21 protein-coding genes and 3 tRNA genes are annotated in these 25,952 nt (G+C 49.9%); 20 read left to right on the top strand and 4 right to left on the bottom strand.

All coding sequences use genetic code 11. The annotated features are described in order from the left end of the window. Positions 1-2: 2 nt before the first annotated feature. Positions 3-506: a peptide deformylase gene (def, locus tag QLH52_RS08060; RefSeq protein ID WP_033158876.1), complete on the bottom strand. Its 504-nt coding sequence runs from the start codon at positions 504-506 to the stop codon at positions 3-5. Positions 507-786: 280 nt separating this feature from the next. On the opposite strand from def, the gene QLH52_RS08055 reads away from it, so the two are divergent. The 4 genes from QLH52_RS08055 to topA all read left to right on the top strand — a co-directional run bounded on the left by QLH52_RS08055 (position 787) and on the right by topA (position 5,798). Next, positions 787-1,818: a LysM peptidoglycan-binding domain-containing protein gene (locus QLH52_RS08055; RefSeq protein WP_033158877.1), complete on the top strand. Its 1,032-nt coding sequence runs from the start codon at positions 787-789 to the stop codon at positions 1,816-1,818. A 68-nt stretch (positions 1,819-1,886) separates the two neighbouring features. Beyond that, positions 1,887-2,984, top strand: a complete 1,098-nt coding sequence (dprA, locus tag QLH52_RS08050) for a DNA-processing protein DprA (RefSeq protein ID WP_225893038.1) — start codon at positions 1,887-1,889, stop codon at positions 2,982-2,984. A gap of 8 nt (positions 2,985-2,992) precedes the next feature. Further along, positions 2,993-3,460, top strand: coding sequence for a Smg family protein (locus QLH52_RS08045; protein WP_020482932.1), 468 nt, complete (start codon positions 2,993-2,995; stop codon positions 3,458-3,460). Positions 3,461-3,476: 16 nt separating this feature from the next. After that, on the top strand, positions 3,477-5,798 hold the full coding sequence (topA, locus tag QLH52_RS08040) for a type I DNA topoisomerase (protein WP_319961189.1): 2,322 nt from the start codon (positions 3,477-3,479) through the stop codon (positions 5,796-5,798). Positions 5,799-5,800: 2 nt separating this feature from the next. Here topA and QLH52_RS08035 read toward each other — a convergent pair whose 3' ends face one another. Beyond that, on the bottom strand, positions 5,801-6,259 hold the full coding sequence (locus tag QLH52_RS08035; RefSeq protein ID WP_319961188.1) for a DUF192 domain-containing protein: 459 nt from the start codon (positions 6,257-6,259) through the stop codon (positions 5,801-5,803). A gap of 69 nt (positions 6,260-6,328) precedes the next feature. On the opposite strand from QLH52_RS08035, the gene QLH52_RS08030 reads away from it, so the two are divergent. The 15 genes from QLH52_RS08030 (at position 6,329) to QLH52_RS07960 (ending at position 23,414) form a co-directional block, all read left to right on the top strand. Continuing rightward, positions 6,329-6,412: transfer RNA gene (locus QLH52_RS08030), tRNA-Leu, on the top strand. Between the two features lie 108 nt (positions 6,413-6,520). After that, positions 6,521-7,816 carry a trigger factor gene (gene tig / locus QLH52_RS08025; RefSeq protein ID WP_319961187.1) on the top strand — a complete coding sequence of 432 codons (1,296 nt, stop codon included), beginning with the start codon at positions 6,521-6,523 and terminating at the stop codon, positions 7,814-7,816. A gap of 46 nt (positions 7,817-7,862) precedes the next feature. Beyond that, a complete protein-coding gene (gene clpP / locus QLH52_RS08020) occupies positions 7,863-8,468 on the top strand; it encodes an ATP-dependent Clp endopeptidase proteolytic subunit ClpP (RefSeq protein WP_171697797.1) in 606 nt (201 codons plus the stop codon). 103 nt (positions 8,469-8,571) lie between these two features. Next, positions 8,572-9,849, top strand: a complete 1,278-nt coding sequence (clpX, locus tag QLH52_RS08015; protein ID WP_033158881.1) for an ATP-dependent Clp protease ATP-binding subunit ClpX — start codon at positions 8,572-8,574, stop codon at positions 9,847-9,849. Positions 9,850-10,021: 172 nt separating this feature from the next. Continuing rightward, positions 10,022-12,439 (top strand): endopeptidase La, encoded by a 2,418-nt coding sequence (gene lon / locus QLH52_RS08010; protein ID WP_319961186.1) that lies wholly within the window; start codon positions 10,022-10,024, stop codon positions 12,437-12,439. A gap of 207 nt (positions 12,440-12,646) precedes the next feature. Then, a complete protein-coding gene (locus tag QLH52_RS08005; protein WP_020482925.1) occupies positions 12,647-12,919 on the top strand; it encodes an HU family DNA-binding protein in 273 nt (90 codons plus the stop codon). A gap of 13 nt (positions 12,920-12,932) precedes the next feature. Next, positions 12,933-13,008, top strand: a tRNA-Val gene (locus QLH52_RS08000). 6 nt (positions 13,009-13,014) lie between these two features. Continuing rightward, positions 13,015-13,091 (top strand) — tRNA-Asp (locus tag QLH52_RS07995). Positions 13,092-13,189: 98 nt separating this feature from the next. Continuing rightward, positions 13,190-15,058 carry a SurA N-terminal domain-containing protein gene (locus tag QLH52_RS07990; protein WP_319961185.1) on the top strand — a complete coding sequence of 623 codons (1,869 nt, stop codon included), beginning with the start codon at positions 13,190-13,192 and terminating at the stop codon, positions 15,056-15,058. 359 nt (positions 15,059-15,417) lie between these two features. Further along, on the top strand, positions 15,418-16,608 hold the full coding sequence (fabV, locus tag QLH52_RS07985) for an enoyl-ACP reductase FabV (protein ID WP_319961184.1): 1,191 nt from the start codon (positions 15,418-15,420) through the stop codon (positions 16,606-16,608). Between the two features lie 174 nt (positions 16,609-16,782). Then, positions 16,783-18,639, top strand: a complete 1,857-nt coding sequence (locus QLH52_RS07980; RefSeq protein WP_319961183.1) for a peptide-binding protein — start codon at positions 16,783-16,785, stop codon at positions 18,637-18,639. Positions 18,640-18,654: 15 nt separating this feature from the next. Then, positions 18,655-19,731, top strand: coding sequence for an ABC transporter permease (locus QLH52_RS07975; RefSeq protein ID WP_319961182.1), 1,077 nt, complete (start codon positions 18,655-18,657; stop codon positions 19,729-19,731). Next, complete coding sequence (locus tag QLH52_RS07970) at positions 19,724-20,905, top strand: ABC transporter permease (RefSeq protein ID WP_319961181.1); 1,182 nt, start codon at positions 19,724-19,726, stop codon at positions 20,903-20,905. The genes QLH52_RS07975 and QLH52_RS07970 overlap by 8 nt, the downstream gene beginning before the upstream one ends. Next, positions 20,902-22,665, top strand: a complete 1,764-nt coding sequence (locus tag QLH52_RS07965; protein ID WP_319961180.1) for an ABC transporter ATP-binding protein — start codon at positions 20,902-20,904, stop codon at positions 22,663-22,665. Before QLH52_RS07970 ends, QLH52_RS07965 begins: the two co-directional genes overlap by 4 nt. A 281-nt stretch (positions 22,666-22,946) precedes the next feature. Beyond that, the gene (locus tag QLH52_RS07960; RefSeq protein ID WP_319961179.1) at positions 22,947-23,414 is read left to right on the top strand and encodes a hypothetical protein; all 468 of its coding nucleotides are present in this window, start codon (positions 22,947-22,949) and stop codon (positions 23,412-23,414) included. Between the two features lie 577 nt (positions 23,415-23,991). Here QLH52_RS07960 and QLH52_RS07955 read toward each other — a convergent pair. Next, positions 23,992-24,255 (bottom strand): hypothetical protein, encoded by a 264-nt coding sequence (locus QLH52_RS07955; protein WP_319961178.1) that lies wholly within the window; start codon positions 24,253-24,255, stop codon positions 23,992-23,994. A gap of 184 nt (positions 24,256-24,439) precedes the next feature. Here QLH52_RS07955 and QLH52_RS07950 point away from each other — a divergent pair, with 184 nt between their 5' ends. Then, positions 24,440-25,519 carry an acyltransferase family protein gene (locus QLH52_RS07950; protein ID WP_319961177.1) on the top strand — a complete coding sequence of 360 codons (1,080 nt, stop codon included), beginning with the start codon at positions 24,440-24,442 and terminating at the stop codon, positions 25,517-25,519. A gap of 111 nt (positions 25,520-25,630) precedes the next feature. Here QLH52_RS07950 and QLH52_RS07945 read toward each other — a convergent pair whose 3' ends face one another. After that, positions 25,631-25,921: a hypothetical protein gene (locus tag QLH52_RS07945; protein ID WP_319961176.1), complete on the bottom strand. Its 291-nt coding sequence runs from the start codon at positions 25,919-25,921 to the stop codon at positions 25,631-25,633. Positions 25,922-25,952: the final 31 nt, after the last annotated feature.

Below are 25,952 nucleotides of genomic sequence, written 5' to 3'. Positions count from 1 at the left end.
GATTAGCCTTGCGACTTGTGAATTTTATCCAACTTAGCTTTGATACGGTTGCGCTTGAAAGCCGAGAGATAATCAACGAATAACTTGCCTTCCAGATGATCCATTTCATGCTGAATGCAGACAGCCAACAAGTCGCGCGCTTCCAGTTCAAAGCTTTCGCCGTCGCGGTTTAACGCCTTGACTTTGATATGTTCGGCGCGGCTGACTTTTTCGAAAAAGCCCGGTACGGACAGGCAGCCTTCTTCGGACTCTTCGACGCCGTCGCGCTCTATGATTTGCGGATTGATCAGGCAGATCGGTTCGTCCTTGTTCTCGCTGACATCCATCACGATCACGCGCTTATGCACATTTACCTGGGTAGCCGCCAAGCCCACGCCCTTGGCGGCGTACATGGTTTCGATCATGTTATCGACCAAGGTTTTGATGCTGTCATCGACTGTGTCTACCTCGGCCGCGACGTTGCGCAACCGTTTATCGGGAAACTCCAGAATTTTAAGAATACTCACCCATCACTCCACTTGCGAACTGTAATAGCGGGATTTTATCCGAAATTGCCTTGGGTTTGAATGTGAAGACTAAATAGGGCCGTGTTTAGTCTGGAACGGCTCGTGCTGGCATAATGCCCGAATTAATCTAAACTGTGCGGCAAATCGATGGTTGATTTTTTACGCATTTGTTTCAAATTGGACTGGGCGGCATGCAAAGCAGCGGCGCTTGCCGATTTTGCCTTTGGACGCTTCGTCCGGCGGATTTTGAACGGTTTTATAAGCTCTGGCAGGATAAATTATGTTTTTTCGCGCGATACTGGGAATATTGATACCACTGGTTTTTGCCGCAGTGGCTTGGGCCGACGAGCTGAAAATAAACCCCAATCATCCCGATCAGTACACGGTTGTTAAAGGTGATACCTTGTGGGACATTTCCGGGAAGTTTTTACAGCACCCCTGGGAATGGCCGCAGCTATGGCATAACAATCCGCAAATCAAGGATCCGCATTGGATCTACCCGGGCGACACCTTATATTTTTCCTACGTGAACGGTGTGCCGCGCTTGAGCTTCTCACCGGATGGTAATGACGAAAAACTGTTGCCGCGCGTGCGCGAGTCAGATATTGATCAAGCCATTAAAATGATTCCCAGCGATGCCATCGTGCAATTCTTGAATTCGCCGAAAGTCGTCACAGCGGAGGAGTTGCAGCAGGCGCCTTATGTCATCGGCTTTGTCGGTGAACATTTGATCGCCGGGGCAGGAGACGGTGTTTACGTTCGGGCCATCGAAAACCCGCCAGGCTTGGGGTATACCATTTACCGGGCAGGCAAGGCCTATGTCAGTCCGGTTACCAAGGAAATTTTGGGCTACGAAGCGCAATATATCGCTGATACCACGCTACAGGAACCGGGTGATCCGGCCACCTTGCTGATTAATAAATCCGATATGGAAATTCAACGCGGCGACCGCTTGATGCCTACTTCTGAGGGTGAGTTAGCCTTAAATTATTTTCCAAGACCGCCTAAACATCAGGTGGTGGGCAGCATCATTCAGGTGAAGGGTGGTGTGTCGCAGATCGGTCAGCGCGATGTAGTGGTTATCGATAAAGGTACTGCCGACGGTTTGGAAGTGGGGCATACCTTGGATGTGTATCGCAAAGGGCATGTCGTTGTGGATAGGTATCAATCCCAGGAAGCTGTGGCGGTGAAAATGCCGGATGAACTGGCTGGCGTGTTGATGGTATTTCGGCCGTTCGAACGGGTTAGCTATGCTTTAGTGATGCAGGCAACCGCTGCGATGCACACGCTGGATAGAGTGCAGACACCCTAATGGATGCCCGAGCTAACGATATTCAATCGGGTTGGTTTAAGCCGCTCCGGTTTGTTCTTTAACCTGTTTTGGAAGCCGCGCTCAATCCGCAAATCAAGTACTGGCTGGCGATGCTGCGTAGTCCCGGCGTCGGCAGTCAGGCCATTCAGCGCTTGCTGGCACATTTTGAGCCAGAACAGATATTCTCGGCGTCGCGAACCACTTTAACTGGCTTGGGTTTCAGCGAAAAGCTCATCAATGCGCTGCAAAAACCGGATTGGCAAAAGGTCGAAGACGATATTGGTTGGCTGGAGCAAGCCGGAAATTATGCGTTGACCTTGGACGATGCCGACTATCCGGCGCAACTGAGAGAAATTGCAAATCCTCCCCCGGTTTTATTTGTTAAAGGCAATCCTGCATTGTTGCTAGAGCCGCAGTTGGCAATAGTTGGTAGCCGTAACCCTTCTCCCGTCGGCGTCAGCACGGCAATTCAATTTGCAGAGACATTGGCTGCAGCTGGGTTTGTCGTAACCAGTGGCTTGGCCTTGGGCATTGATGCCGCGAGTCACCAAGGTGCTTTAAACGTAAACGGGCAAACCATAGCCGTGGCCGGCACCGGTTTGGATCGCGTTTATCCGGCTTGCCATAAGCAATTGGCTACCCAAATAGTTGAGCATGGTGCGCTGGTCTCCGAGTTTCCACCCGGTACTGGTGCCAAAGCCAATCACTTTCCCAGGCGAAACCGCATCATCAGCGGTTTGTGTGTCGGATTGTTGGTGGTCGAGGCCGCCCAGCAAAGCGGTTCGTTGATCACCGCGCGCTTGGCGCTTGAGCAGAATCGTGAGGTTTTTGCGATTCCCGGTTCGATCCACAACCCTTTGGCGCGCGGTTGTAATGCGTTAATTCGCCAGGGCGCCAAATTAGTTGAAACCGCGCAAGATATTTTTGAGGAATTAGGTCATTATAATCAAAGGTATATGCGATCCGAGTCGGAATTAGCGCAGACTTCGCTTGACCTGGAGCAGCAAAATCTATTGAAATTGATTCCGTACAGTCCCACAACGGTCGATGCTCTGGTCCAAGAAAGCGCTTGGTCGGCGGAAGAAGTTTCCTCGACGCTGTTGGTGCTGGAGTTACAAGGCTACATTGCCGCACTTGCCGGTGGTGGCTACCTCAGAGTCAAATAAAGGTTCTAATGAAAGAAGATATTTTCGATGTGCTCATTTATCTGTTTGAGAATTATCTGGATGGCGACAGCGATAACTATCCGGATACTGCCGTGATTGCCAGCGAGTTGCTGGATGCGGGTTTTCAGCAGCCTGATGTCAACAAGGCGTTCGATTGGCTGGAATCTTTAGCTGAAATTGAGAGCATCACACCGGCGGTTTCCTCTTCGTTCCGCATTTTTAGCGGTCAGGAAATCTCCGTGTTCGACATGGAATGCCGGAATTTCTTGATGTATCTTGAGCACAGCGGCATCTTGACACCGATTAATCGCGAGATAGCGATTGATCGGGCAATGGCCTTGAAAGACGAAAATATTACGCTGGATAAATTGAAATGGATTGTATTGATGGTGTTATTAAGTCAACCCGGCGATAGTGCCGCTTTTTCCCGAATGGAAGACATAGTTTACGATTTGATACCTACTTCTTTACATTGATCCTTCCACGGATAGCATGAGCAAAAGTTTAGTCATTGTAGAGTCACCGGCAAAATGTAAAACCATCGAAAAGTATCTGGGTAAGGACTTCCAGGTGCTGGCCTCTTACGGTCACGTCCGCGACTTGATTCCCAAAGAGGGCGCGGTCGATCCGGAAAACGGTTTTGCGATGAAATACCAGGTGATTGATCGCAACCAACGCCATTTGCAAGAGATAGGCAAAGCGATAAAAAATGCCGATACACTGTATCTAGCGACTGACCCTGATCGCGAAGGCGAGGCGATTTCCTGGCATGTGTTCGAGCATCTCAAGGAAAAAAAACTGCTAAAAGACAAGGAAGTGCGGCGGGTGGTGTTTCATGAAATCACCAAAAAGGCCGTCACCGAGGCTATCGCTCACCCCACCGAGTTATCCAATAATCTGGTCAATGCGCAACAGGCGCGGCGAGCTTTAGACTATTTAGTCGGTTTTAATTTATCGCCGTTGCTGTGGAAAAAAATCCGCCGCGGCTTATCCGCTGGTCGCGTGCAAAGCCCGGCGTTGCGAATGATCGTCGAGCGCGAAATGGAAATCGAGGCGTTCAAGACCCGTGAATACTGGTCGCATACCGCAGAAGCCAGCGCGCAAGGCTTGCCGTTTAAAGCCAAATTAACGCATTTCAACGGTGAAAAGCTGAGTCAATTCAGTTTTACCGACGAAGCGCAAGCGACTGAAGTCAGGCAAAAATTATTGGATGCCGCCGACGGTCAGTTGATTGTCGCCAAGCTGGAAAAGAAACAGCGTAGTAAAAATCCGGCGCCGCCTTTTATCACTTCGACTTTGCAACAGGAAGCAGCTCGCAAGCTGGGTTTTACCACCAAACGGACCATGATGGTGGCGCAACAGCTTTACGAGGGTATTGATTTGGGTGGCGAAACCGTCGGCTTGATTTCGTATATGCGTACCGACTCGGTCAATCTGGCCGAAGAGGCGCTTGCCGATATTCGGGCGCTGATCGCGGAAAAATATGGCGCCGATGATGTGCCGAAAGAGCCGCGCCGATTCAAAACCAAATCTAAAAACGCTCAGGAAGCTCATGAGGCGATTCGGCCAACGTCCGTGCAGCGCTTGCCCGAACAGGTGAAAGACCGGCTCAGCGCGGAGCAATTCAAGCTTTACGACCTGATCTGGAAACGTACCGTTGCTTGCCAGATGATTCATGCCACTTTGAATCAGGTGGCTGTCGATCTGAATTGCGGCAGCGATAAAAACGTATTTCGCGCTACCGGTTCTACGGTGACCAATCCCGGTTTCATGAAGGTGTATCTGGAAGGTGTGGACGACAGCAAGGAGGCAGCCGACGATCAGGATAGCCTGTTGCCGCCGATGGAAGAAGGACGGCCTGTTGTATTGAATGAAATTGCAGCTACCCAGCACTTCACCGAGCCACCTCCGCGTTACAGCGAGGCGAGCCTGGTAAAAGCCTTGGAAGAACATGGCATCGGCCGGCCGTCCACTTATGCGACGATAATCTCGACCTTGCAAAACCGAGAATATGTGACAATCGACAACAAGCGGTTTTATCCGACCGACGTGGGGCGAATTGTTAACAAGTTCTTGACCGAGCATTTCACAAAATACGTCGATTACAGTTTTACCGCTAATCTCGAAGACGATCTGGATGCCGTGTCGCGCGGCGAGAAGGATTGGATCCCATTGATGAACGACTTCTGGCGGCCGTTTACTCAGTTGATCAACGAGAAAGAAGAAAGTGTACAGCGCAAGGATGTGACTCAGGAAAGTATCGACGAAAAATGTCCGGAGTGCAGCAGTCCGCTGTCGATTCGTTTGGGGCGGAATGGCCGTTTTATTGGATGTACCAATTATCCGACGTGTTCGTATACACGAAATTTGGGGGATGACAATGCCGGCGCTACGTCTGCGGAACCGGAAGTGGTGGAAGGTCGGGTGTGTCCGAAATGCGAGTCGACGCTGGTTATAAAGACTGGCAAGTATGGCAAGTTTGTCGGTTGTAGTGGGTATCCTAAATGCAAACACATCGAGCCCTTGGAAAAGCCTTCAGATACAGGGGTTGAATGTCCGCAGTGCAAGAATGGGGCGATCCTAAAACGCAAGGCGCGCAGCGGGAAGATTTTTTATTCTTGCTCGGAATATCCAAAATGCGATTATGCCTTGTGGGACGCGCCGATCAAGGAAAGTTGCCCAGATTGTAATTGGCCGATTTTGACCTTGAAAACCACCAAGCGTCGTGGCACCGAAAAAGTCTGTCCGCAGAAAGAGTGCAAATACGCAACACCGTACGAGGGTGATCCGGACGACGCAAACGGACCGGCTTGAGCCTAGGGTAGTGCTACTGTTTGCCCGACCTGAATTGCGTGTTTGTCGATAAAGCCGGCTGGTAGTTCCAGTATGTATCTGGCCGGGACTTTTGAATCATAAATTCGGCACGGGTCTTTGGTACAGGGCTGTAAATCTTTTAACAGCCCTACAATTTGGCCGCCTCCCGCTAAAAACACTACATCCAAAGCCAGTAGGGTATTTTTCATCCATATCGCGCGATGGGTCTGATCCGGATAGACAAACAGCATGCCCTGGTCCTCGGCTAGTGTCTGCCGAAACATCAGTCCGTGCTCGCGTTCGCTTTCGTTAGCGGCGATAGCCGCGTAGACGATACGTTGTTGATCTACAAATCTGATGGGGTGGTTGAACTCGGTAAACCCGTTTGCTGAAGCCTGCGCGCTGCTGAGTGTCATAATAAAAGCGATGCCGAAAATGGTGCTGGAAAGATAAGAGTGCATGCGCGATGTCAGTAATATAAGGTTGTCTTTAAAGATGCGGCTGATTATAATGCCGCGTTCAATTATTTAGCGAGCGTGGCGAAATTGGTAGACGCGCTGGATTTAGGTTCCAGTGGTAACCCCGTGGGAGTTCGAGTCTCCCCGCTCGCACCATATCCTGCGTTATTCGTAACGATACGACCTTAAGTTCCCCAGATCTAAACATCGCCGGCCGGTCTCCCAAAATATAAAACCGTATTTTTAATTTTTTGAGGTAATGCAATGCAAGTTTCTGTCGAGAAGACATCAGAGTTAAGCCGAAAAATGACTGTTAGCATTCCTGATGCCGTGGTTCAGGAGAAAATGGAAACTCGCTTTAAAAAACTCGCGCGCGAAGTCAAAGTGGACGGATTCCGTCCGGGTAAGGTGCCCGCGAGTATGGTAAAAAAGTTGTACGCCGATAGAGTGAGAAACGAAGTAACCGGTGACTTGATTCAATCGACTTATTTTGAAGCGTTGCAACAACAGGATTTAAACCCCGCCGGTCATCCGCATATCCATCCTACCGAGAAAGCCGAAGGTTTTGAATATATCGCCGAGTTCGAAGTTTATCCGGAGATCGTTCTGGACGGCGTTAGCGCATTGAAAGTGGATCGCCCCTCAGCAACTGTGGAAGAGGCTGATGTCGATAACATGATCGAAAAACTGCGTCAGCAAAAGAAAACCTGGAATACGGTCGAGCGCGCTTCGCAGGATGCTGACCGCGTAACCATTCATTTCTCCGGCGTGGCCGACGGCGAGAATTTTACCGATGGTAAAGTCGAAAATTACCAGGTGGAAATCGGCGGCAAACAAATGATTCCCGGTTTTGAAGACGAATTGAAAGGCTTGGTCGCCGGTGCGAGCAAAACCTTTTCTGTGACATTTCCAGAGCAATACAACAGTGAAAAATTAGCCGGCAAAGTGGCCGAATTTGAGATCGAATTGGTTAAAGTAGAAGAGCCGGTTTTACCTGTCGTCGATGCGGAATTTATCAAGGCTTATGGCGTTGAAGACGGTGATGCGGCCAGTTTCCGTAGCGATGTGCGGGCTAACATGGAAAGAGAGCTGAACCAAGGTCTGAAAAACAAGTTAAAAAATGCGGTGATGGATGCGTTATACGAGAACATCGTGATAACGATGCCTAACGCATTGGTCGATCAAGAAATTCAAGCGTTGATGAAGCCTTATGCCGAACGCGCGAAAAACATGCGTCTGAAATTGGAAGACTTGAACTTGCCTAGGGATGCATTTGAAGCTCAGGCCAAGCGTCGAGTGGCCTTGGGTTTGATTCTGGGTGAAATCATCCAAAAGAATGACATCAAGGTCGATGCCGATAAAGTGCGTGCGGTCATTGATGATATGGCGAAGAGTTATGAGCGCCCTGAAGACGTTGTGAACTGGTATTATGCCGACAAGGCCTGGCTAAATGATGTGCAGCAGATGGTCTTAGAGGACCAAGCTGTTGCATGGATTGTCAGTCAGGCTAAAATCACCGACGTAACAGTTGGTTTTGATGATGTCATGGAAAAACAGTAACGAATGAGGGCTAAACGTGTTTAACCAAAATGTGATGAGCGAAATGATGGCGCCGCAAGCGGCGGGCGGTCTAGTGCCTATAGTGGTTGAACAAACAGCCCGTGGGGAAAGATCGTTCGATATTTATTCCCGTTTGCTGAAAGAGCGGGTAATTTTTCTAGTTGGTCAAGTGGAGGATTACTCGGCTAATCTGGTGGTAGCGCAATTGCTGTTCCTGGAGTCCGAGAATCCGGATAAGGATATACATTTGTATATCAACTCTCCCGGTGGCTCAGTGACAGCAGGGATGTCGATTTACGATACCATGCAATTTATCAAGCCGGATGTCAGCACCATGTGTATCGGTCAGGCCGCCAGTATGGGGGCGCTGCTGTTAGCGGGTGGTGCGCAGGGTAAGCGCTATTGTTTGCCTCATTCCAGAGTGATGATTCATCAGCCTTTGGGGGGGTTTCAAGGCCAAGCCTCGGATTTTGATATTCATGCCCGGGAGATTTTGGCTATTCGTGAGCGTTTGAATAAAATCTTGGCCCATCATACCGGGCAACCCTTGGAAAAAATTCAGCAAGATACGGATCGAGATAACTTTCTGAGTTCTCAGCAAGCGGTTGATTACGGTTTGATCGACAAAGTATTGACTAGTCGTATTGCCTGATAAGTGTCGCGTCGCTTCGTCAAGACTGCGACGTGATTTGAATGTTGGTTTTTGATATATTTCATCGCCATGACGAGGTAATGTATCACGGTGGAGTCTGTCTATGAGTAGAGACAAGAAAGGTAAAGACGATGAAAAACTTCTTTACTGTTCTTTTTGCGGTAAAAGTCAAAATGAAGTCAGGAAACTGATTGCAGGTCCATCCGTTTATGTTTGCGACGAATGTGTGGAATTGTGCAACGACATCATCAGAGATGAGTTGCTGGAAGATGAAATGTCCGTGGCCGGTGGTGCGTTGCCTAAGCCGAAGGAAATCAAGCAAGAATTGGATGGTTATGTCATCGGTCAGGAAAATGCCAAAAAAATTCTGGCCGTGGCTGTTTACAATCATTACAAGCGCTTGCGCAGCAACAGCAAAAAGAACGAAGTCGAGTTGGCGAAAAGTAATATCTTGCTGATTGGGCCCACGGGTTCCGGTAAAACCTTGTTAGCCGAAACATTGGCCAGATTGCTGGATGTGCCGTTCACCATAGCAGATGCCACCACGCTGACCGAGGCTGGTTATGTCGGTGAAGATGTTGAGAACATCATTTTAAAGATTCTGCAAAAGTGCGATTACGACGTGGAAAAAGCGGAGACCGGGATCGTCTATATCGACGAAATCGATAAAATCTCTCGCAAATCCGATAATCCGTCGATTACTCGCGACGTTTCCGGGGAAGGAGTGCAGCAGGCCTTGCTGAAGCTTATCGAAGGCACTGTCGCTTCTGTCCCGCCACAAGGCGGTCGCAAGCATCCACAGCAGGATTTTTTGCAGGTCAACACTGCCAATATCTTGTTTATCGTGGGTGGGGCTTTTGCCGGTTTGGATAAGGTCATCAAACATCGTACCGAGAAGGGTGGCATCGGTTTTTCGGCGGAAGTTAAAACCAAGGACGATAAACGCAATGTCGGCGAGATTTTTGCCGATGTGCGCTCCGAGGATTTGATCAAATATGGTTTGATTCCGGAGTTTGTTGGTCGTCTGCCGGTTATCGCTACGCTGGACGAGTTGGATGAAGCCGCGTTGATTCAAATTCTGACACAGCCTAAAAATGCTTTGATCAAGCAGTACAAGCATTTGTTTGGAATGGAAGGTGCGGAGCTGGAGTTTAGAGATGATTCGTTAGCGGCGATTGCCCGCAAATCGATGGAACGAAAAACCGGTGCCAGAGGTTTGCGAACAATTGTCGAGAATGTGTTGTTGGATACGATGTACGAACTGCCTTCCAACGACAAAATATCGAAAGTTGTCATCGACGAAAACGTCATTTTGGGTAATTCGGAGCCAATTTTGGTTTACGAAGCAGAGCAAAAGCTGGTGGCTTCGGACGCTTCTTAGATAAGGGGCTTTGAACGTTTCTCGCGCTCTCGCGAAGAAATAACCAAAAAAGGGGGCTTTTTCAATAAAGCCCCCTTTTTTTTGCCTGAAATTAAAGATACTTGTTTTCTGGGAGTTCATCCTCATATAGGATGACATCTAATGTTTTGAGCTGCTCAAGGGAGCAAATGAAATGACCGAGTTAAAAACCAAAGATGAATTAATTCCTGTCTTGCCGTTACGGGACGTGGTGGTCTATCCGCATATGGTGATTCCATTGTTTGTCGGTAGAGGTATGTCTATTGATGCCCTTGATGCCGCCATAAAACAAGACAAACAAGTGTTGCTGATTGCCCAGAAACAGGCCGATGTCGATGAACCGGGTTTTGATGACTTATACAGGGTCGGGACCTTGGCCAACATCCTACAACTGTTGAAATTGCCGGACGGTACGGTGAAAGTATTGGTTGAAGGCAGTCAGCGCTGCTCCGTAACAAAATACCAAGAAGTTGATAATTATTGCGCGGCCAGCGTCGTCGAGTTGAGTGACGAATTAAATATTTCCGAACAGGAAGCGGAGGTTTTGCAGCGCACGGCGATTAATTCGTTTGATCAGTATGTGAAATTGAATAATAAAATTCCGCCCGAAGTGCTTAATTCCCTGGCCGGCATTGACGACCCAAGCCGCCTGGCCGATACGATGGCGGCGCATATGGCTTTAAAAGTTGAAGAAAAACAGCTGATGCTGGAAATGGTCGATGTGGCTAAACGTCTGGAAAATTTGATGACCTTGATGGAAGGTGAAGTCGATATTCTGGAGATGGAAAAGAAAATTCGCGGCCGCGTTAAAAAGCAGATGGAAAAAAATCAGCGCGAATATTATTTGAATGAGCAAATGAAAGCTATTCAAAAAGAGCTGGGCGAGATGGACGAAGCCAGCAACGAGATCGAAGAACTGGAAAGAAAAATTGCCGCGGCCGGCATGTCCGCCGAAGCGAAAACCAAGGCGACGGCCGAGCTGAATAAACTGAAAATGATGTCGCCGATGTCAGCCGAAGCCACGGTGGTGCGTAATTACATAGACTGGATGGTCAACGTGCCTTGGAAAAAGAAAACCAAGGTGCGGCACGATTTAAAACTCGCGGAAGAGGTATTGGAAGCCGAACATTACGGCCTAGATAAGGTTAAAGAGCGGATACTTGAATATCTCGCCGTGCAGCAACGTGTTAAAGCGTTGAAAGGGCCTATTCTGTGTTTGGTCGGTCCTCCGGGGGTTGGTAAAACCTCTCTCGGCCAGTCGATTGCACGGGCCACCAATCGCAAGTACGTGCGGATGGCGTTAGGCGGGGTAAGAGACGAAGCGGAAATTCGCGGACATAGGCGTACCTACATAGGCTCTATGCCCGGTAAAATTCTGCAAAATCTGTCGAAAGTCAAAACCCGGAATCCCATGTTCTTGCTGGACGAGATCGACAAAATGGCGGCAGATTTTCGCGGCGATCCGGCTTCGGCGCTGTTGGAAGTCCTTGATCCGGAGCAAAACCATACTTTCTCGGATCATTATCTGGAAGTCGATTTCGATCTATCCGACGTGATGTTTGTGGCTACCGCGAATACGATGAATATCCCGCCCGCCTTGATGGACAGGATGGAAATAATCCGTTTGGCTGGTTATACGGAAGATGAAAAAATCAACATCGCCCTGCGCTTTTTGATTCCGAAGCAGATCAAAAACAACGGTCTGGCAGAGTCGGAAATTTCCATCTCCGAAGCAGCGGTCAAGGATATTATCAGGTACTACACGCGGGAAGCGGGTGTGCGCGGACTGGAACGGGAAATTTCGAAAATTTGCCGGAAAGTCGTGAAAGACCTGTTGTTGAAATCCCGCAAAAGTCGAACCTCGGTTACCGAGAAAACACTGGACAAGTATCTAGGCGTCAGACGCTTTAGCTATGGCATGGCCGAAGACAGCGATCAAATTGGTCAAGTAACCGGTTTGGCATGGACTGAGGTCGGCGGTGAGTTGTTGACGATTGAAACTGCGGTAATGCCGGGTAAGGGCAAACAGCAAACGACCGGTAAGCTCGGCGATGTGATGAAGGAGTCGATTGAAGCGGCGGTCACGGTGGTCAGGAGTCGAGCTAATATCTTGGGAATCGACAGCGATGTGTTCCAAAAAAATGATATTCACATTCACGTTCCTGAGGGTGCGACCCCAAAAGACGGGCCTAGTGCCGGTATTGGCATGTGTACCGCCATTATCTCCGCTTTGACCAAAATTCCAGTGCGTGCTGATGTGGCGATGACCGGAGAGATTACCCTGCGCGGTGAAGTGCTACCGATTGGCGGACTGAAAGAGAAATTGTTGGCTGCGCATCGCGGCGGCATTGCGACAGTGGTGATTCCGGCGGAAAACGAAAAGGACCTCGCCGAGATCCCGGAAAATATCAAACGTAATTTGGCGATTAAGTGTGTCCGTTGGATAGATGAAGTGTTGGAGTTGGCTCTACAGCATATGCCCACCCCCATTGCTGCAATCCCGGTGGCAGAAATAACTGAAACAGCTACCAGCAAAGCAGAGGTAAAAAAGCCGGGTGTTGTTGCTCATTAAAAGTCGAGTCGGGTCGGCGGAAACCATCAGCGTCGTGGCTTCCGCGGACTTCTGTGCTTGACATCGCTTGCAGGCGATTGATATAAATGTCGACCTCTCGCACCAGGAGAGGCTGTAAATCGGGTTGGTGGAAAACCGGTTAGTGGACAAATCCAAACATTTGTTTGCTGAGCATAATTAATACAACGACATCCTAAGGGGAAATAAATGAATAAATCGGAACTTATCGATGCAATCGCCAGTGCGTCCCAGTTAACTAAAGCTGATGCAGGGCGGGCTTTAGATGGTTTTATCAAAGCAGTAGAAGATGCTTTGAAACAGGGCGATTCCGTTGCCTTGGTTGGCTTCGGCACATTCGATGTTAAAGAAAGAGCTGAGCGTAAAGGCCGCAATCCGCAGACCGGTGAAGAGATCACCATTAAAGCCGCGAAAATTCCTTCATTTAAAGCTGGCAAATCTTTAAAAGATGCTGTAAACTAGCCGCTCTTTAGTCGGGTGCTTAGCTCAGCTGGGAGAGCATCGCCCTTACAAGGCGAGGGTCGGGGGTTCGAACCCCTCAGCACCCACCAGACTTTGGAGCGGTAGTTCAGTTGGTTAGAATACCGGCCTGTCACGCCGGGGGTCGCGGGTTCGAGCCCCGTCCGCTCCGCCAAAACAGAAACCTCGGGCCGTATGGTCCGAGGTTTTTTTTTGCCTGTTAATTTTATGGCCTGAAGCATTCGGGTTTAATACTGTTTAAGGACAGCGTTTATGCTTTTAGAGATTAGAGAAAAGGTGCACGGTCTGTTTGCATCAATCATATTGATTTTGATTTGTGTGCTTTTCGGATTGTGGGGCATCCAAAACTACCTTGGCGGCGGTAAAGAGGCCCCGGTGGTGTCTGTGGGAGACAAGGAGTTTTTTCAGCGGGATGTCAGTCAGGCCTATCAGCAATATGCGCAAAATCTGGCAGGCATGAAATTCGACGAAGAGACGATAAAAAAACAGGCTTTGCAAAAGCTGGTTCGCGACGAGGTGTTGTTGCAATACGTTCAGGATCAAAACCTGTTGGTTAGCGATGAGACGGCCAGGGACTTCATTCAAACTCTCGAGTATTTTCAAAAAGACGGAAAGTTTGATAAGACGCAATACCAAACCATGCTCGGTTCGCAAGGCATGTCTTCCGCCGAGTTCGTCAATCGCATCAAAAAAGCTTTGGTGATGGAGCAATTCCAAAGAGCCGTGGTAGATAGCAGCTTTGTCACGCAGGCGGAAATCAACAACTTCTTTAAAATCCAGAACCAAACCCGCGATGTGGAATATTTGACCGTGCCGTTAACGGCTGTCAGTCAACAGCCTGGCGAAGAGGAAATTACCGCTTATTATCAGCAGCACCAGGACTCGTATCAGACTCCCGAGCAGGTGGCTATCGAATACGTTGAATTATCATTGGATAAATTGGCCGCAGATATTAGCCCCACCGAAGAGCAGTTAAAGGCTTACTACGAAGAACAAAAAGTCCAATTCACCACGAAAGAGCGCAGAAAAATCAGCCATATTTTGTTCGCGTTCAGCAAGGATAAAACGGCTGACGATTTAGCGTTGCAAAAAGCCCTGAAAGCCAAACAAGATTTGAAAAACAAGGATTTCGCTGCCTTAGCCGCCGAAGTGTCCGACGATAAATTAACCGCTAAAAATGGCGGCGACCTGGGTTTATTTAATGTCGACGTGATGGAGAAAGCCTTTGAAGATGCCGCAAGCAGCTTAAAACTGGGCGAAGTCTCCGAGCCCGTTAAATCGGCTTTTGGTTATCATTTAATTAAAGTCACCGAATTGATACCGGGCGACGTAAAGCCTTACGAAGCGGTAAAAGCCGAAGTCAGCAAGGCTTATCAAAAAGCCCAGGCCGAAGCCAAATTTAACACCTTGGCCGAGAAAGTTGCCGAAGTCAGTTATGAAAATCCTGATAGTTTAGCGGCGGTTGCTCAACTGTTGGGTGGAGCGACCAGCAAGACCGAAGCGTTTACTCGCACCGCGGGTGAAGGTATCGCTGCCGATGAAAAAGTTCGGGCGGCTGCGTTTTCCGAAGATGTGTTAAAAGGCAGCAACAGCGAGCCGCTGGAAATTGGCGGCGACAAAGTCGTGGTGTTGCGTATGTTATCGCATCAACCTGCCGCCAGCAGAGAGCTCAAGGAAGTTAAGGCTGAGGTCATTGCCGCGATTCAGCAAGAGAAAGCAAAACAACAGGCCGTCGCCACTGCCGATAAAGTTAAGCAGGAATTGACGGGCGGCAAAACGCTCGCGCAAATCGCCGAAGCGCTGCATTTGCAGACCAAAAAAATCAATGGCTTGACACGCACTGCCAGCGAATTGCCGGCGGCTGTTACTCAAGAGATTTTTAGAACAGCCAAACCAAAGGCCGGTCAGCCTAGCGTGGCAGTAATCGACGAAGCCAAGGGTGGTAAATTGGTGGTTAGTGTCAACAGTGTACATGAGGGTGTCATGTCGGATAGCGACAAGAGCAAACAGGCCTTGATTGCCAAAAACATCTCGGCCGCCTTTGGTAAGGCGCAGATGGAAGCCGTATTGAATGCGTTGCAGACTAAAGCCGAGATCGTTATCAATACGCAAAAACAGTAAACCGTTAGGTGGACCTGCAAAAAGGGAGCTTAGCGCTCCCTTTTTTTTGCTTGATTAAGCGGTTAGCTGCTTAGCAAAGAGGATGTTGTTGCGGATTCTAGGCAAAGACTTCGGGGCATCCCGCTATAACCGTTGCCCGGTGCGTGAATAGCTACCAGCGTTCAACCCGCATTGGCTTTTAGGCTGACGTTTATTAACATAGTCGCGGATAGCCGAATAGGGCGATTTTTCGCTTCGGATACCATCGATATTATTTTCCTGTTCAGCCATATCATGGGATAAACTTTAAAATTTGTAACAAACATCGCTGCGAAAGCGACACTCGTCTTAATTTTTAATAGCTTGATTTAAGGATCAACATGATTATCAAACCTCGCGTACGCGGATTTATGTGCGTTACCACCCACCCAGTCGGCTGCGAAGCCAATGTCAAACAGCAAATCGACTACGTCAAAAGTTTCGGCGCTATTCCCAACGGCCCCAAAAATGTGCTGATTCTGGGCGCTTCCACCGGTTATGGCTTGGCCTCGCGGATTGTCTCGGCGTTTGGTTCAGGCGCGAAAACGCTGGGTGTGTTTTTTGAGCGCGAAGGGACTGCCGATAAGCCAGGCACCCCAGGTTGGTACAATTCCGCAGCGTTTCATAAATTTGCCGAAGCCGAAGGCCTGTACGCCAAAAGTATCAACGGGGATGCGTTTTCCGACGAGATCAAACAAAAAACCATAGACGCCATCAAGCAGGATTTGGGCAAAGTCGATCTGGTTATTTACAGCTTGGCAGCCCCGCGCCGGACCAATCCCAAAACCGGCATCACCCACAACTCCACGCTAAAACCAATCGGCAAAGATTTGGTACAAAACGGTATTGATACCGACAAAGAAATCATCAAATCCTTTACCTTGCCGGCTGCGACCCAAGAAGAAATCGACAACACCGTCGCCGTGATGGGTGGTGAAGACTGGCAAATGTGGATCGATGAATTAGCCGATGCCGACGTCTTAGCGGAAGGTGCTAAAACGACGGCTTATACCTATCTGGGCGAAAAAATTACTTGGGATATTTATTGGGACGGCACCATCGGCGCAGCCAAAAAAGATTTGGACAAACGTGTCATCGATATCCGCAGCAAATTAGCTACTTTGGGTGGCGACGCTAGGGTGTCGGTACTAAAAGCCGTGGTTACCCAAGCCAGTGCGGCGATTCCGGTCATGCCCTTATATCTGGCCTTGCTATTCAAAACCATGAAGGCTGAGGGTACACACGAAGGCTGTATCGAACAGGTCAACGGCTTGTTCCGCGACAGTCTGTACGGCGCCACTCCTATCCTTGACGATACCGGTCGCCTGCGCGCTGATTTAAAAGAACTGCAACCGCAAGTACAAGATAAGGTCAACGCCTTGTGGGCGCAGATCAATAACGACAACATCAATGAGTTGAGCGATTTCGCCGGTTACAAACACGAGTTTCTCAAGTTGTTTGGTTTCGAGGTTGACGGCGTGGACTACGATGCCGACGTCAACCCCGAGGCGCCGATTGCCAATTTGCTATAAAAGATGTACCCCGGTGGCTAGTGCTGCGACCAGTCACCGGCTTAAAAAGTAAGGACACCTGACGATTTTGCCAAGACAGCGTTTTCGGCCGCTCTCAGACCGATTCGCGTGGTTTTGACCATTTGTAAAAGCGTCGCTGACGTTTCTGTTTAATTTCTGCGAAACACTGGACACATGCAAACACCATCCACTACCCGAGACTGGATTCTCTATTCGCTGCTCAGCTTGACCATTGTGCTGATCATATTGGCCATGTATCAAATCGACCGGCAATGGCTGAAATTGACTGAAATGCAAACCGCGCTGTCCGAGCAAGCCAAGGATATGCGCGAACTGCGCGGGGCATTTGCCTCCGGGGCGATTGCCGCCGCCAACTCGCCCGCTAACGCCACCGCGAGCAGTGAGGTTTCTCAAGCATTTCAACGCGCGCATGCTGCGAGTCGTATGCCGGATTACGCCCAGGGCGACTGGAGCGTGGAAGCCTTTGGGACCAACCTAAAAACCATCACGCCGCTGGTGTCCAGTGATGCTTATGCATCCAATGTGCAAAGCTATGTGTTGGAGGGCCTGATCACCCGCAACCCCGACACCCTGGAATGGGAGGGCCTGGTCGCCAAGGACTGGACGATTAGCGAGGACGGTTTGGTGATTACTTTCCGGATGCGCGAAGACGTCAGTTTTTCCGACGGCAACCCCTTAACCGCCAATGATGTGGTATTCAGTTTCAATTTCATCATGACTGACGCGATCCAGGCGCCGCGGGAAAGGGCGTATCTGGAAAAAATCAAGAGCGTCAAAGCGAATGGCAAATACGAAGTGGTGTTTACCTTCAAAGAGCCGTATTTCGAAGCGTTGTCTTTGGCCGGTAGCATCGGCATCCTGCCCAAGCATTTTTACGAGCCGTATTTAAAAGAGCCGCAAAAATTCAACGAGTCCAAAGGTTTGTTATTGGGCAGTGGTCCTTACCGATTAAATGATCCGAAAAACTGGACGCCTGACAAAGGCAATGTTGAGCTGGTACGCAACGAACGTTACTGGGGAGATGTGCAGCCGTCCTACCATCGGATTCTCTGGAAGATCATCCAAAACGATAGCGCCCGCTTAACCACTTTCCGCAATGGCGACATCGATTCCTATTCGGCTAGACCCGTCGAATATCAGGAATTAAAAAAAGACCCGCAAATCCAGGCCAAGAGCCAAAACTTCGAATACATGCCTCCGGTGGTGGGTTACAGCTACATTGGCTGGAACCAAGAGCGCGGCGGCAAGCCAACCCGTTTTGCCGACAAGCGCGTGCGCCAAGCCATGACTTACCTGACCGACGTCAGCCGGGTAATAAAGGATGTGATGTTGGATTACGCCGAGCCTGCGGTCAGTCCGTTCAGTAAAACCAGCAAGCAGCATGATGTGGCCTTGCAGCCGTATCAAGCGGATTTGGATAAAGCCAAAGCCTTGCTAAAAGACGCCGGTTATCAGGATAAAAATGGCGACGGCGTATTGGAAGATAAGGCCGGTGCGCCCTTTGAATTTAAACTGACCTACTTTCAAGCCAACGAAGATACCAAACGCATGGTGCTGTTGCTGAAAGACTTGTACGCCCGCGCCGGCGTCAAGTTGATTCCCACGCCGCAAGAGTGGCCGGTGATGCTGGAAAATCTGGACAAAAAAGACTTCGATGCCATCACCCTGGGTTGGACCAGCGGTATCGAAACCGATTTGTACCAGATGTTCCATAGCTCACAAGCCGTCAGCAAGGGCGATAACTACGTCAGCTACAACAATCCGGCTTTGGATAAATTGATCGACGATGCCCGTCGTACCGTCGATGAAAGCAAACGCATGCCGCTCTGGCAGCAGGCCGAACATATTCTTTACGAAGACCAACCCTATACCTTTCTGATGCGCCGCAAGAGTCTGCTGTTTGTGGACAAACGCATCCACAATCTGCAAATGACCAAGCTGGGCTTGAACTTCGGCTCCTTGCCGCTGGAAAATTACGTGCCGCTGGCGCAGCAAAAATACAGCCAATAGGCCAAGGATTCGCCGATGTTGACCTATCTGTTGCGGCGCTTGCTGTTGATGATCCCCACCTTGCTGGGGATTACCGTGCTGGTGTTTAGCGTGATGGCCATGTCGCCGGGCGGCATCAGCGCCCAGACTTTGATCGGCGGCATGGACATGAAGCCACAGGAAAAACAGGCTTTGCTGGACTATTACAACAAACGCTATGGTTTGGATCAGCCGGCCCCGGTGCAGTATCTGCGCTGGTTGAATAATGTCTCGCCGATTGGCTTTGTCACCGACACCCAAGGCCAGCGAGGCGAGTTTTCCTTCAGCAAGGGCATGGATCTGGGCACCAGTTTTCAATACGGCCGGCCGGTATCGGACATTTTGGCCGAACGCATCCCGATTACCTTGCTACTCAATCTGGTCACCCTGCCGTTCACCTATATCATCGCCATCATGGTCGGCATGAAGGCCGCGACCCAACGTGGCAGCGCTTTCGACTTGGGCGCCGGCATGTCAATGTTGGCCTTGTGGTCGATTCCGACCATGTTGGCTGGCGTCTTGCTGTTGGGATTTTTTGCCAACGTCCAATATTTTCAATGGTTTCCCACAGCCGGCATCAGTAGTCGAGAAGCGCAGGATATGCCCTTCCTGCCGCATTGGGACGAGGGCGGTTTTGTAAGAGGTTTCTTGTTGGACAGAGTCTGGCATTTGATTTTGCCGGTGATCTGTTTGTCCTACGGCGGTTTTGCCGCGCTGACCAAACTCACCCGCACCTCGATTCTGGAAAATCTGCATGCCGATTACGCCCGCACCGCGCGCGCCAAGGGCCTTGCGGAGAACGATGTGCTGTGGAAACACGTATTTCGCAACAGCCTGCTGCCTTTGATTACCGTCTCCGCTGGCTTGTTACCCAGTTTGCTGGCCGGCTCCTTGATCGTCGAAAATATTTTCAGCATCAACGGTATGGGGCAATTGGCGGTGGAAGCGGTGAAAGGCCGCGACCGGGAGTTGGTGCTCTCGATTACCTGGATCAGCGGTTTTCTGACCTTGATTGGTTACTTGATCGCTGATTTCTGTTACACCCTGGCCGATCCAAGGGTGAGTTATGACTAAGCCGGTGATCAGTCGCGAATCTTTTTCTGCGCGTATCTGGCGCAAAACGCTGGCCAGCGTCGGTGTCAAATTTGGCTTGGGCTGGGTGGCGCTGTTAGTGTTCTGTGCGGTGTTCGCGCCGTTTCTGGCCAACTCCATGCCCTTGCTGATGAGCAAGGACGGCGTGATTTCCGCGCCTGTGCTGGAATATTTGTCGGTAGAAGACGCTTGGATCCTGGCTAGTTTTTTCATCGCCCTACTGGTGTTCCGGCTTAACATCGACGGCGGTAAACAGATTTTGCTATTTTTGCTGGGCAGCGCCCTGGCTGCCGTGCTGGTGAATAGCCTCGTCAAACCGCCGGCACTGGTAATTTACGACGATTTCCGCAGTGCCGCTTACACGCAAGTGGACTGGAAAATCATGCCGCCCGTTCCCTATGCCCCCGTCGATTACCTGCGGGATTTGGGCAGCAAAGGCCTGGAAGCGCCGTTCGCTACGGAAGGTCATACCCATTTGATGGGCACCGAAGAAAACGGTGCCGACGTGTTAAGCCGGATGATCCATGCCTGCCGCATTTCCTTGAGCATCGGCCTGATTGCCTCCGGCATCGCCTTGGCTATTGGTATCGTGGTTGGCGGCTTGATGGGCTATTTCTCCGGTATCGTCGATATGTTGGGCATGCGCCTAGTGGAGATTTTTGAAGACATTCCGACGCTGTTTCTGCTGCTGACTTTCGTGGCTTTCTTCGGCCGCAGTCTGTACATGATGATGGTGATCATCGGCGTCACCGGCTGGTCCGGCTACGCGCGTTACGTGCGCCAGGAATTTCTGAAGCTGCGCAAGCAGGATTATGTGCAGGCGGCGGTAGCCAGCGGATTGCCCTTAAGCTCGATTTTGTTCCGCCACATGCTGCCCAACGGCGTCGCGCCCTTATTGGTGGCCGTTAGTTTTGGCGTGGCCGGGGCGATTCTGTCGGAAGCGACCTTAAGCTTTTTGGGCTTGGGCGTGATCGATGCGCCATCCTGGGGGGCGATGCTGGATCAGGCCGTCAAATCCTCCACGTTTAACTGGTGGATGGCGGTGTTTCCCGGCGGCTCTATCTTCATGACGGTGTTTGCCTACAACCTGATCGGCGAAGCGTTTCGGGACGCGATTGACCCGCGCTTGTCTGACAAGGCCGGGGTCAAATCATGAGCCAAGTCTTGCTGGAAGTCCGCAATCTGCGCACTTATTTAAGGTCCGGCGGCGGCGAAGTGCGGGCGGTGGACGACATCAGTTTCAGCATCCCCAAAGGCGAAACCTTTTGCCTGGTCGGCGAATCCGGTAGCGGCAAGTCGGTCAGCGCCTTATCGGTGATTCGCTTATTGCCGGACGGTGTGGCTTCGCATCCCAGCGGCGAGATTTTGCTGAACGGGCAGGACTTGCTAACCCTGGACGATCCCGGCATCCGTGCGGTGCGCGGTTTACAAATCGCCATGATTTTCCAGGAGCCAATGACTTCCTTAAATCCGGTCATGAGCGTAGGCGAGCAAATCACGGAAGCGCTGCAATTGCATCATGCCGATATGGACGATGCCGAAGCCATGGAACGCACCATCAAGGCCTTGGAACAGGTGCAAATCCCCAATGCCTCCAGCCGTTTTGCCGACTACCCGCACCAACTCTCCGGCGGTCAACGCCAACGGGTGATGATCGCGATGGCGCTGGCCTGCCAGCCGCAATTGCTGATCGCTGACGAGCCGACCACCGCGCTGGATGTGACCGTGCAAGCTGAGATTTTACGCCTGATGCGCAAACTTCAGGACGACACCGGCATGAGCATGTTGTTCATCACCCACGATTTCGGCGTCGTGGCACAGATGGCGCATTGGGTAGGTGTGATGCAGCAAGGCAAACTGGTGGAAGTCGGCACATGTCAGTCGGTATTGCGTCATCCTCAGCATCCCTATACCCAACAATTGCTGGCGGCGGTGCCGGAGAATCTGGCCAAGCCGGTGGTCGAGCCTGCGCAAGCCGAAGACCCCGACCCAGCCGACGACGAAAGCCTGAGTGACAGCGATAAAAAACTGCTGTCGGTGCTGACGCGCGCCGGGTTACGTGGAAAGTCTAAGCAGCCTGTTTCGTTGGTCCCTACGCCCGGAGCGCCGCCAAGTGCAGATGAGCAGCCCTTGCTGCAAATCCGTGATTTGAAAGTCTGGTTCCCCATCAAAAAAGGTTTGTTCCGGCAAACCGTCGATTATGTTAAAGCCGTGGATGAAGTATCGCTGGATATTCCGCGCGGCGAAATCGTCGCTTTGGTCGGTGAATCCGGCTGTGGCAAAACCACCTTGGGCCGGGCAGTGTTGCAACTGGAATTGCCCACTGCCGGCAGTATCCGCATCGACGGCCAGGAACTTACCGGCCTGTCCGCGCGCGAACTGCGGCCGCTGCGGCGCAGGATGCAGATTGCCTTTCAAGACCCGCAATCCTCGCTCAACCCGCGTTTGCTGGTGGAAACCACCTTGACCGAACCCATGAAGGTGCATGGCATTGGCGCCAATCAAGAACAGCGTATCGAGCTGGCCGGGCAATTGTTGGAAGACATGCAACTTAGCCGCGAATCGCTGTGGCGTTACCCGCACGAGTTTTCCGGCGGCCAACGGCAACGCATCGGTTTGGCGCGGGCCTTGGCTTTGAATCCGGAGTTTGTGGTGTGCGACGAAATTACCAGCGCGCTGGATGTGTCGGTACAGGCGGAAATTCTGCAATTGCTGCTCGACATTCGGCGGCGGCGGAATCTGACCTTGTTATTCATCACGCACAATATTGGGGTGGTGGAGTATCTCAGTGATCGGACGGTGGTGATGTATAAGGGGAAGATTGTAGAAGAAGGTTTAACTGCGAAGGTTTGTGGGGCGCCGGAGCATGCTTATACGCAGAGGTTGTTGGCGGCGGTGCCGAGGTTGGTGATGTGAGTTGCTCGATGACACGGGGTAAAGTCATGTTTCATTTCTCGGCGTCCCACTTTAGTAATGAAATAATTCAGGTATGTTTATGTTGAAGCGATTGCGTAAGTGGTATGCAGGCAAAGATATTCCTGTTAACCCAGATGAGCCTGACTCCATTGGAGGCATGACGGTCTTGCATGAAACAAAAAAAGAGTTTCATTGGTCGGCTAAAATTTTTCGCTCCTTGGTTTCTTTTTACTTTCATCATTGGCAATGGCTTTGGGGTACCGCAATAGCAGTATGTATAGGTGTCGCAACAATCATTTGGCAAAGGTAGTTTAAGTGCATTTTGTTTTAATCCTTTGCCACGTAAAGTGTCGGCGGGATTGTTACCCGGCCTAAGAATTTGGTCGAAGGGAAGTGCCGCCTTGGCGGTTTTAACGTCCGTTTTTTGTCAAGGTTCGGCGGCTTCGTTTAAGCTTTCTAGGCGTAGCCACCTCTACCGTAATGTTGGGCATAGCAAACTAAGGGGATCAAGCGTGGGTAAATCAATTCGTGGTTGGGTGAATGTCCGTGAGTATCCATCGGACAAAAAAGCAGAAGAGTCTTACATTCGCCATAAGGACGTTCAGCGGGTTTCGATAGTTGAAAACGGAGACGAGACAGTTTCTGTCCTTGTCCATGCCTTGGGAGGTACGTACCTAGTTACGATTTTAGAAACATTACCTGAAGCCTTACGGCAACTTGAAAGCTTGGTTAAAGAAATCAGTGACTAATAACTAGCCGCTTAGGCTGGGCACGGCTTTTTTTGCCCACGCGGTGATTGGGGGGGATGTGTCGCTATCGCGACGGCTTGTTTTAATGTCGGGTCTCGGCCCGACAGCCGAGATACTTTCTTTTGTTTGGCCAAAAGAAAGTATCCAAAGAAAAGGCCACCCGGATGCCGCTTATTCCCTGCGCGCCTCGCTTTTGAACGGGGTTGCCGAAAGGGGCTTCCTGCCCCTTCGGCAACGCGCCGCATCCCTGCGGCGCCCCTGCGGGCTAATCCGTTCAAAAGCTCCGGTGCTCGGCGCGGCATGCGGGAAGAAAACCATCCTGATTTCACGGTAAGGTCGTGAGGCGCAATTCGTAGGGCGTCAATAGGCGTAGCCGTATTGCGCCGTATGTTGGCTTTCAATCATTCGGCGCATGACGCTATCGCTAATGCGCCCTACAAAACTTTGGGTCCTACGCATGCAAGTCGGCTATCTTGCCGATTGGCTCGTTCAAAAGCTCCGATGCTTGGCACGGCATACGCGAAGAAAACCACCCCGATAAAACCATCGGCTGGAATAATCGTGAGCGTTTCCGGCTTTAGTCTGCGACTCGGCATTGCTCCGGTTTCCCGTCTTTGAAGGACGGCGAGATACTGATCGGTTCGGTCAAACCTTTCATCAGCAGTAGGTAGGCTTGCTGGTCGATACATACCTTATTCAGTTTCCAGGTTCGGACCTGGCCTTGAAGGTCGATGTGTTCGATACTGATCTGCTCCAGCGGCAGGGAGCGGGCTTCTGGAGGCTTGGCGTAGCTAAGTTGGGTGATGGCGGCCAGTAGTGTACTAAAAACCAATTTTCTCATGGTTGTAATCCGGGGTAAGTTTAAGAATAAGGCCGTAAGATACTCTGTTCCAAGTCAGCAAAATTCCATCGCTTTATTCATTCAGCAATGATCGATCCCGGAATGGTGTAAAACCGTGTGTTATATTTGGACATGGGTTTGGCTAAAAATACATGTTAACTTTTTGTAAGGTGCTTATTTAATAATGGATAATCGGTATCGAAAAACTATTGTTTCTCACCACTCTCTGAGAGGGATTGCTGCAGTATTGGTTGTGTTTTTTCATATTAGGGAAGTATCTTACGATAAAGGTGTGGCTCTTGATTCGGTAACGTCTTTTTTTAGTATGGGGTACTTATGGGTAGATTTCTTTTTTATTTTGAGTGGGTATATTCTTTCGTATGTCTATGCTTCATTGTTTTTGTATGATTATAAGAGTAGTTTGATTAAATATTTTTACGTTGCACGCTTTTCTAGAGTTTATCCTCTTCATCTTTTTACACTTATTTTATACCTTTTTTTAGAGTTCTCTTTTTACTTTTATCGGCGTGAAGTGGTTGGTATGCCTGGTGTAAGTTTTGAAAGCTTAATTGCGAGTTTGCTTTTAATTCAGGGCTGGATCTTATCTGATTTGACCTTGGCACCCTTGAATAGTCCTGCCTGGAGTATTAGTACGGAGATGGCTTGCTATTTAGTTTTTCCTTTTATAATAAAATGGCTACGGTTCAATATGTTTTTTGTTGGCATGATAGTTGTTGGCTTATCTATCGCGTTGTATTTAATATATTATGGTGAGAAGGACGGTTTTGTTGTTATTCGTTGTTTTGCAGGCTTTATGTTGGGTATTTTTGTTTTTATAGTATATAAGGAAATGCCGGTTACTGACTATGGGGTTGCTACGAGCTTGCAGTTAATAGGCGGGAGTGGCGTATTGTTTGCGATGCATTTTAGCTTGAGTCACTCTGTGGTTATTGCTTCCTTTGGCTTGTTATTGTATTCAACAGCGAGTGATTGTGGCTTCCTAGCGAAACTTTTAAATACACGAATATTTGTACTTCTTGGTACGCTGTCTTATTCGATTTACCTCAATCATTGGATTATTTATAAGGCATACTTGTTTTATGGTGTTTATGTTTTTGGCGCGCTGTCAAGTAACTATAGTCCTATGAATGTTTCAATATTAAAGTATTTTTCTTTGATGTTCGTAATATTCGTGCTCTCATTTATAACCTATCGTTATATTGAAATTCCAGCTCAAAAGTACCTTAAAAGGAAGCTTCAATAAAGCCGAGGCTGGACACAGTTTTTGTACCCATGCGGTTTGATTGTTCGAGCGCCAGATATCCGGCTTTGACCGCTTGGTGGTTTGAATTCGTCGGCGGGAAACCCTGCTTGGTTATTCTGGCATTTCTTCTAGATGCGTCGAGTCTTTTTCTCCACGGTTCTCCAAAACAACTCGAGCATTCTCGCCGGGGGCTCGTTGATTGGCGTAATTTTGTGCAATCGCTGAGTTCCAAGCGAGAGCGGCCCGCAAATTTTGGCGAATGCTGCGCTTCGTGAACGCAGCATTCGGTGTGGACACACCAATTGAGCCATCCTGGTGCAAAACAGCCGGATTTTGGTTGTATCTGGTGCAAATCTCCCGGCGTTTTATCGGCTGCCATTCGCATAAGTCCATAAAAATCAAGGCGTCGGCTATTTGGCATCAACTTTGCTCT

The organism is Methylomonas defluvii (assembly GCF_033949435.1).
GTDB lineage: Bacteria > Pseudomonadota > Gammaproteobacteria > Methylococcales > Methylomonadaceae > Methylomonas > Methylomonas defluvii.
The sequence above is the reverse complement of the archived record's forward strand: the minus strand, read 5'-3'. Positions and strand labels throughout refer to the sequence as shown.

What these genes read in the sequence shown, in the direction of transcription:
- QLH52_RS08005 (WP_020482925.1), top strand. Translation starts at nt 12,647, where the DNA reads ATGAATAAATCGGAACTTATCGATGCAATCGCCAGTGCGTCCCAGTTA.
- QLH52_RS08055 (WP_033158877.1), top strand. Translation starts at nt 787, where the DNA reads ATGTTTTTTCGCGCGATACTGGGAATATTGATACCACTGGTTTTTGCC.
- QLH52_RS07955 (WP_319961178.1), bottom strand. Translation starts at nt 24,255, where the DNA reads ATGAGAAAATTGGTTTTTAGTACACTACTGGCCGCCATCACCCAACTT.
- clpP (WP_171697797.1), top strand. Translation starts at nt 7,863, where the DNA reads ATGGCGCCGCAAGCGGCGGGCGGTCTAGTGCCTATAGTGGTTGAACAA.
- QLH52_RS07990 (WP_319961185.1), top strand. Translation starts at nt 13,190, where the DNA reads ATGCTTTTAGAGATTAGAGAAAAGGTGCACGGTCTGTTTGCATCAATC.
- tig (WP_319961187.1), top strand. Translation starts at nt 6,521, where the DNA reads ATGCAAGTTTCTGTCGAGAAGACATCAGAGTTAAGCCGAAAAATGACT.
- topA (WP_319961189.1), top strand. Translation starts at nt 3,477, where the DNA reads ATGAGCAAAAGTTTAGTCATTGTAGAGTCACCGGCAAAATGTAAAACC.
- QLH52_RS07970 (WP_319961181.1), top strand. Translation starts at nt 19,724, where the DNA reads ATGACTAAGCCGGTGATCAGTCGCGAATCTTTTTCTGCGCGTATCTGG.
- lon (WP_319961186.1), top strand. Translation starts at nt 10,022, where the DNA reads ATGACCGAGTTAAAAACCAAAGATGAATTAATTCCTGTCTTGCCGTTA.
- QLH52_RS07975 (WP_319961182.1), top strand. Translation starts at nt 18,655, where the DNA reads ATGTTGACCTATCTGTTGCGGCGCTTGCTGTTGATGATCCCCACCTTG.
- QLH52_RS08035 (WP_319961188.1), bottom strand. Translation starts at nt 6,259, where the DNA reads ATGCACTCTTATCTTTCCAGCACCATTTTCGGCATCGCTTTTATTATG.
- QLH52_RS07980 (WP_319961183.1), top strand. Translation starts at nt 16,783, where the DNA reads ATGCAAACACCATCCACTACCCGAGACTGGATTCTCTATTCGCTGCTC.
- QLH52_RS07950 (WP_319961177.1), top strand. Translation starts at nt 24,440, where the DNA reads ATGGATAATCGGTATCGAAAAACTATTGTTTCTCACCACTCTCTGAGA.
- QLH52_RS08045 (WP_020482932.1), top strand. Translation starts at nt 2,993, where the DNA reads ATGAAAGAAGATATTTTCGATGTGCTCATTTATCTGTTTGAGAATTAT.
- clpX (WP_033158881.1), top strand. Translation starts at nt 8,572, where the DNA reads ATGAGTAGAGACAAGAAAGGTAAAGACGATGAAAAACTTCTTTACTGT.
- QLH52_RS07965 (WP_319961180.1), top strand. Translation starts at nt 20,902, where the DNA reads ATGAGCCAAGTCTTGCTGGAAGTCCGCAATCTGCGCACTTATTTAAGG.
- fabV (WP_319961184.1), top strand. Translation starts at nt 15,418, where the DNA reads ATGATTATCAAACCTCGCGTACGCGGATTTATGTGCGTTACCACCCAC.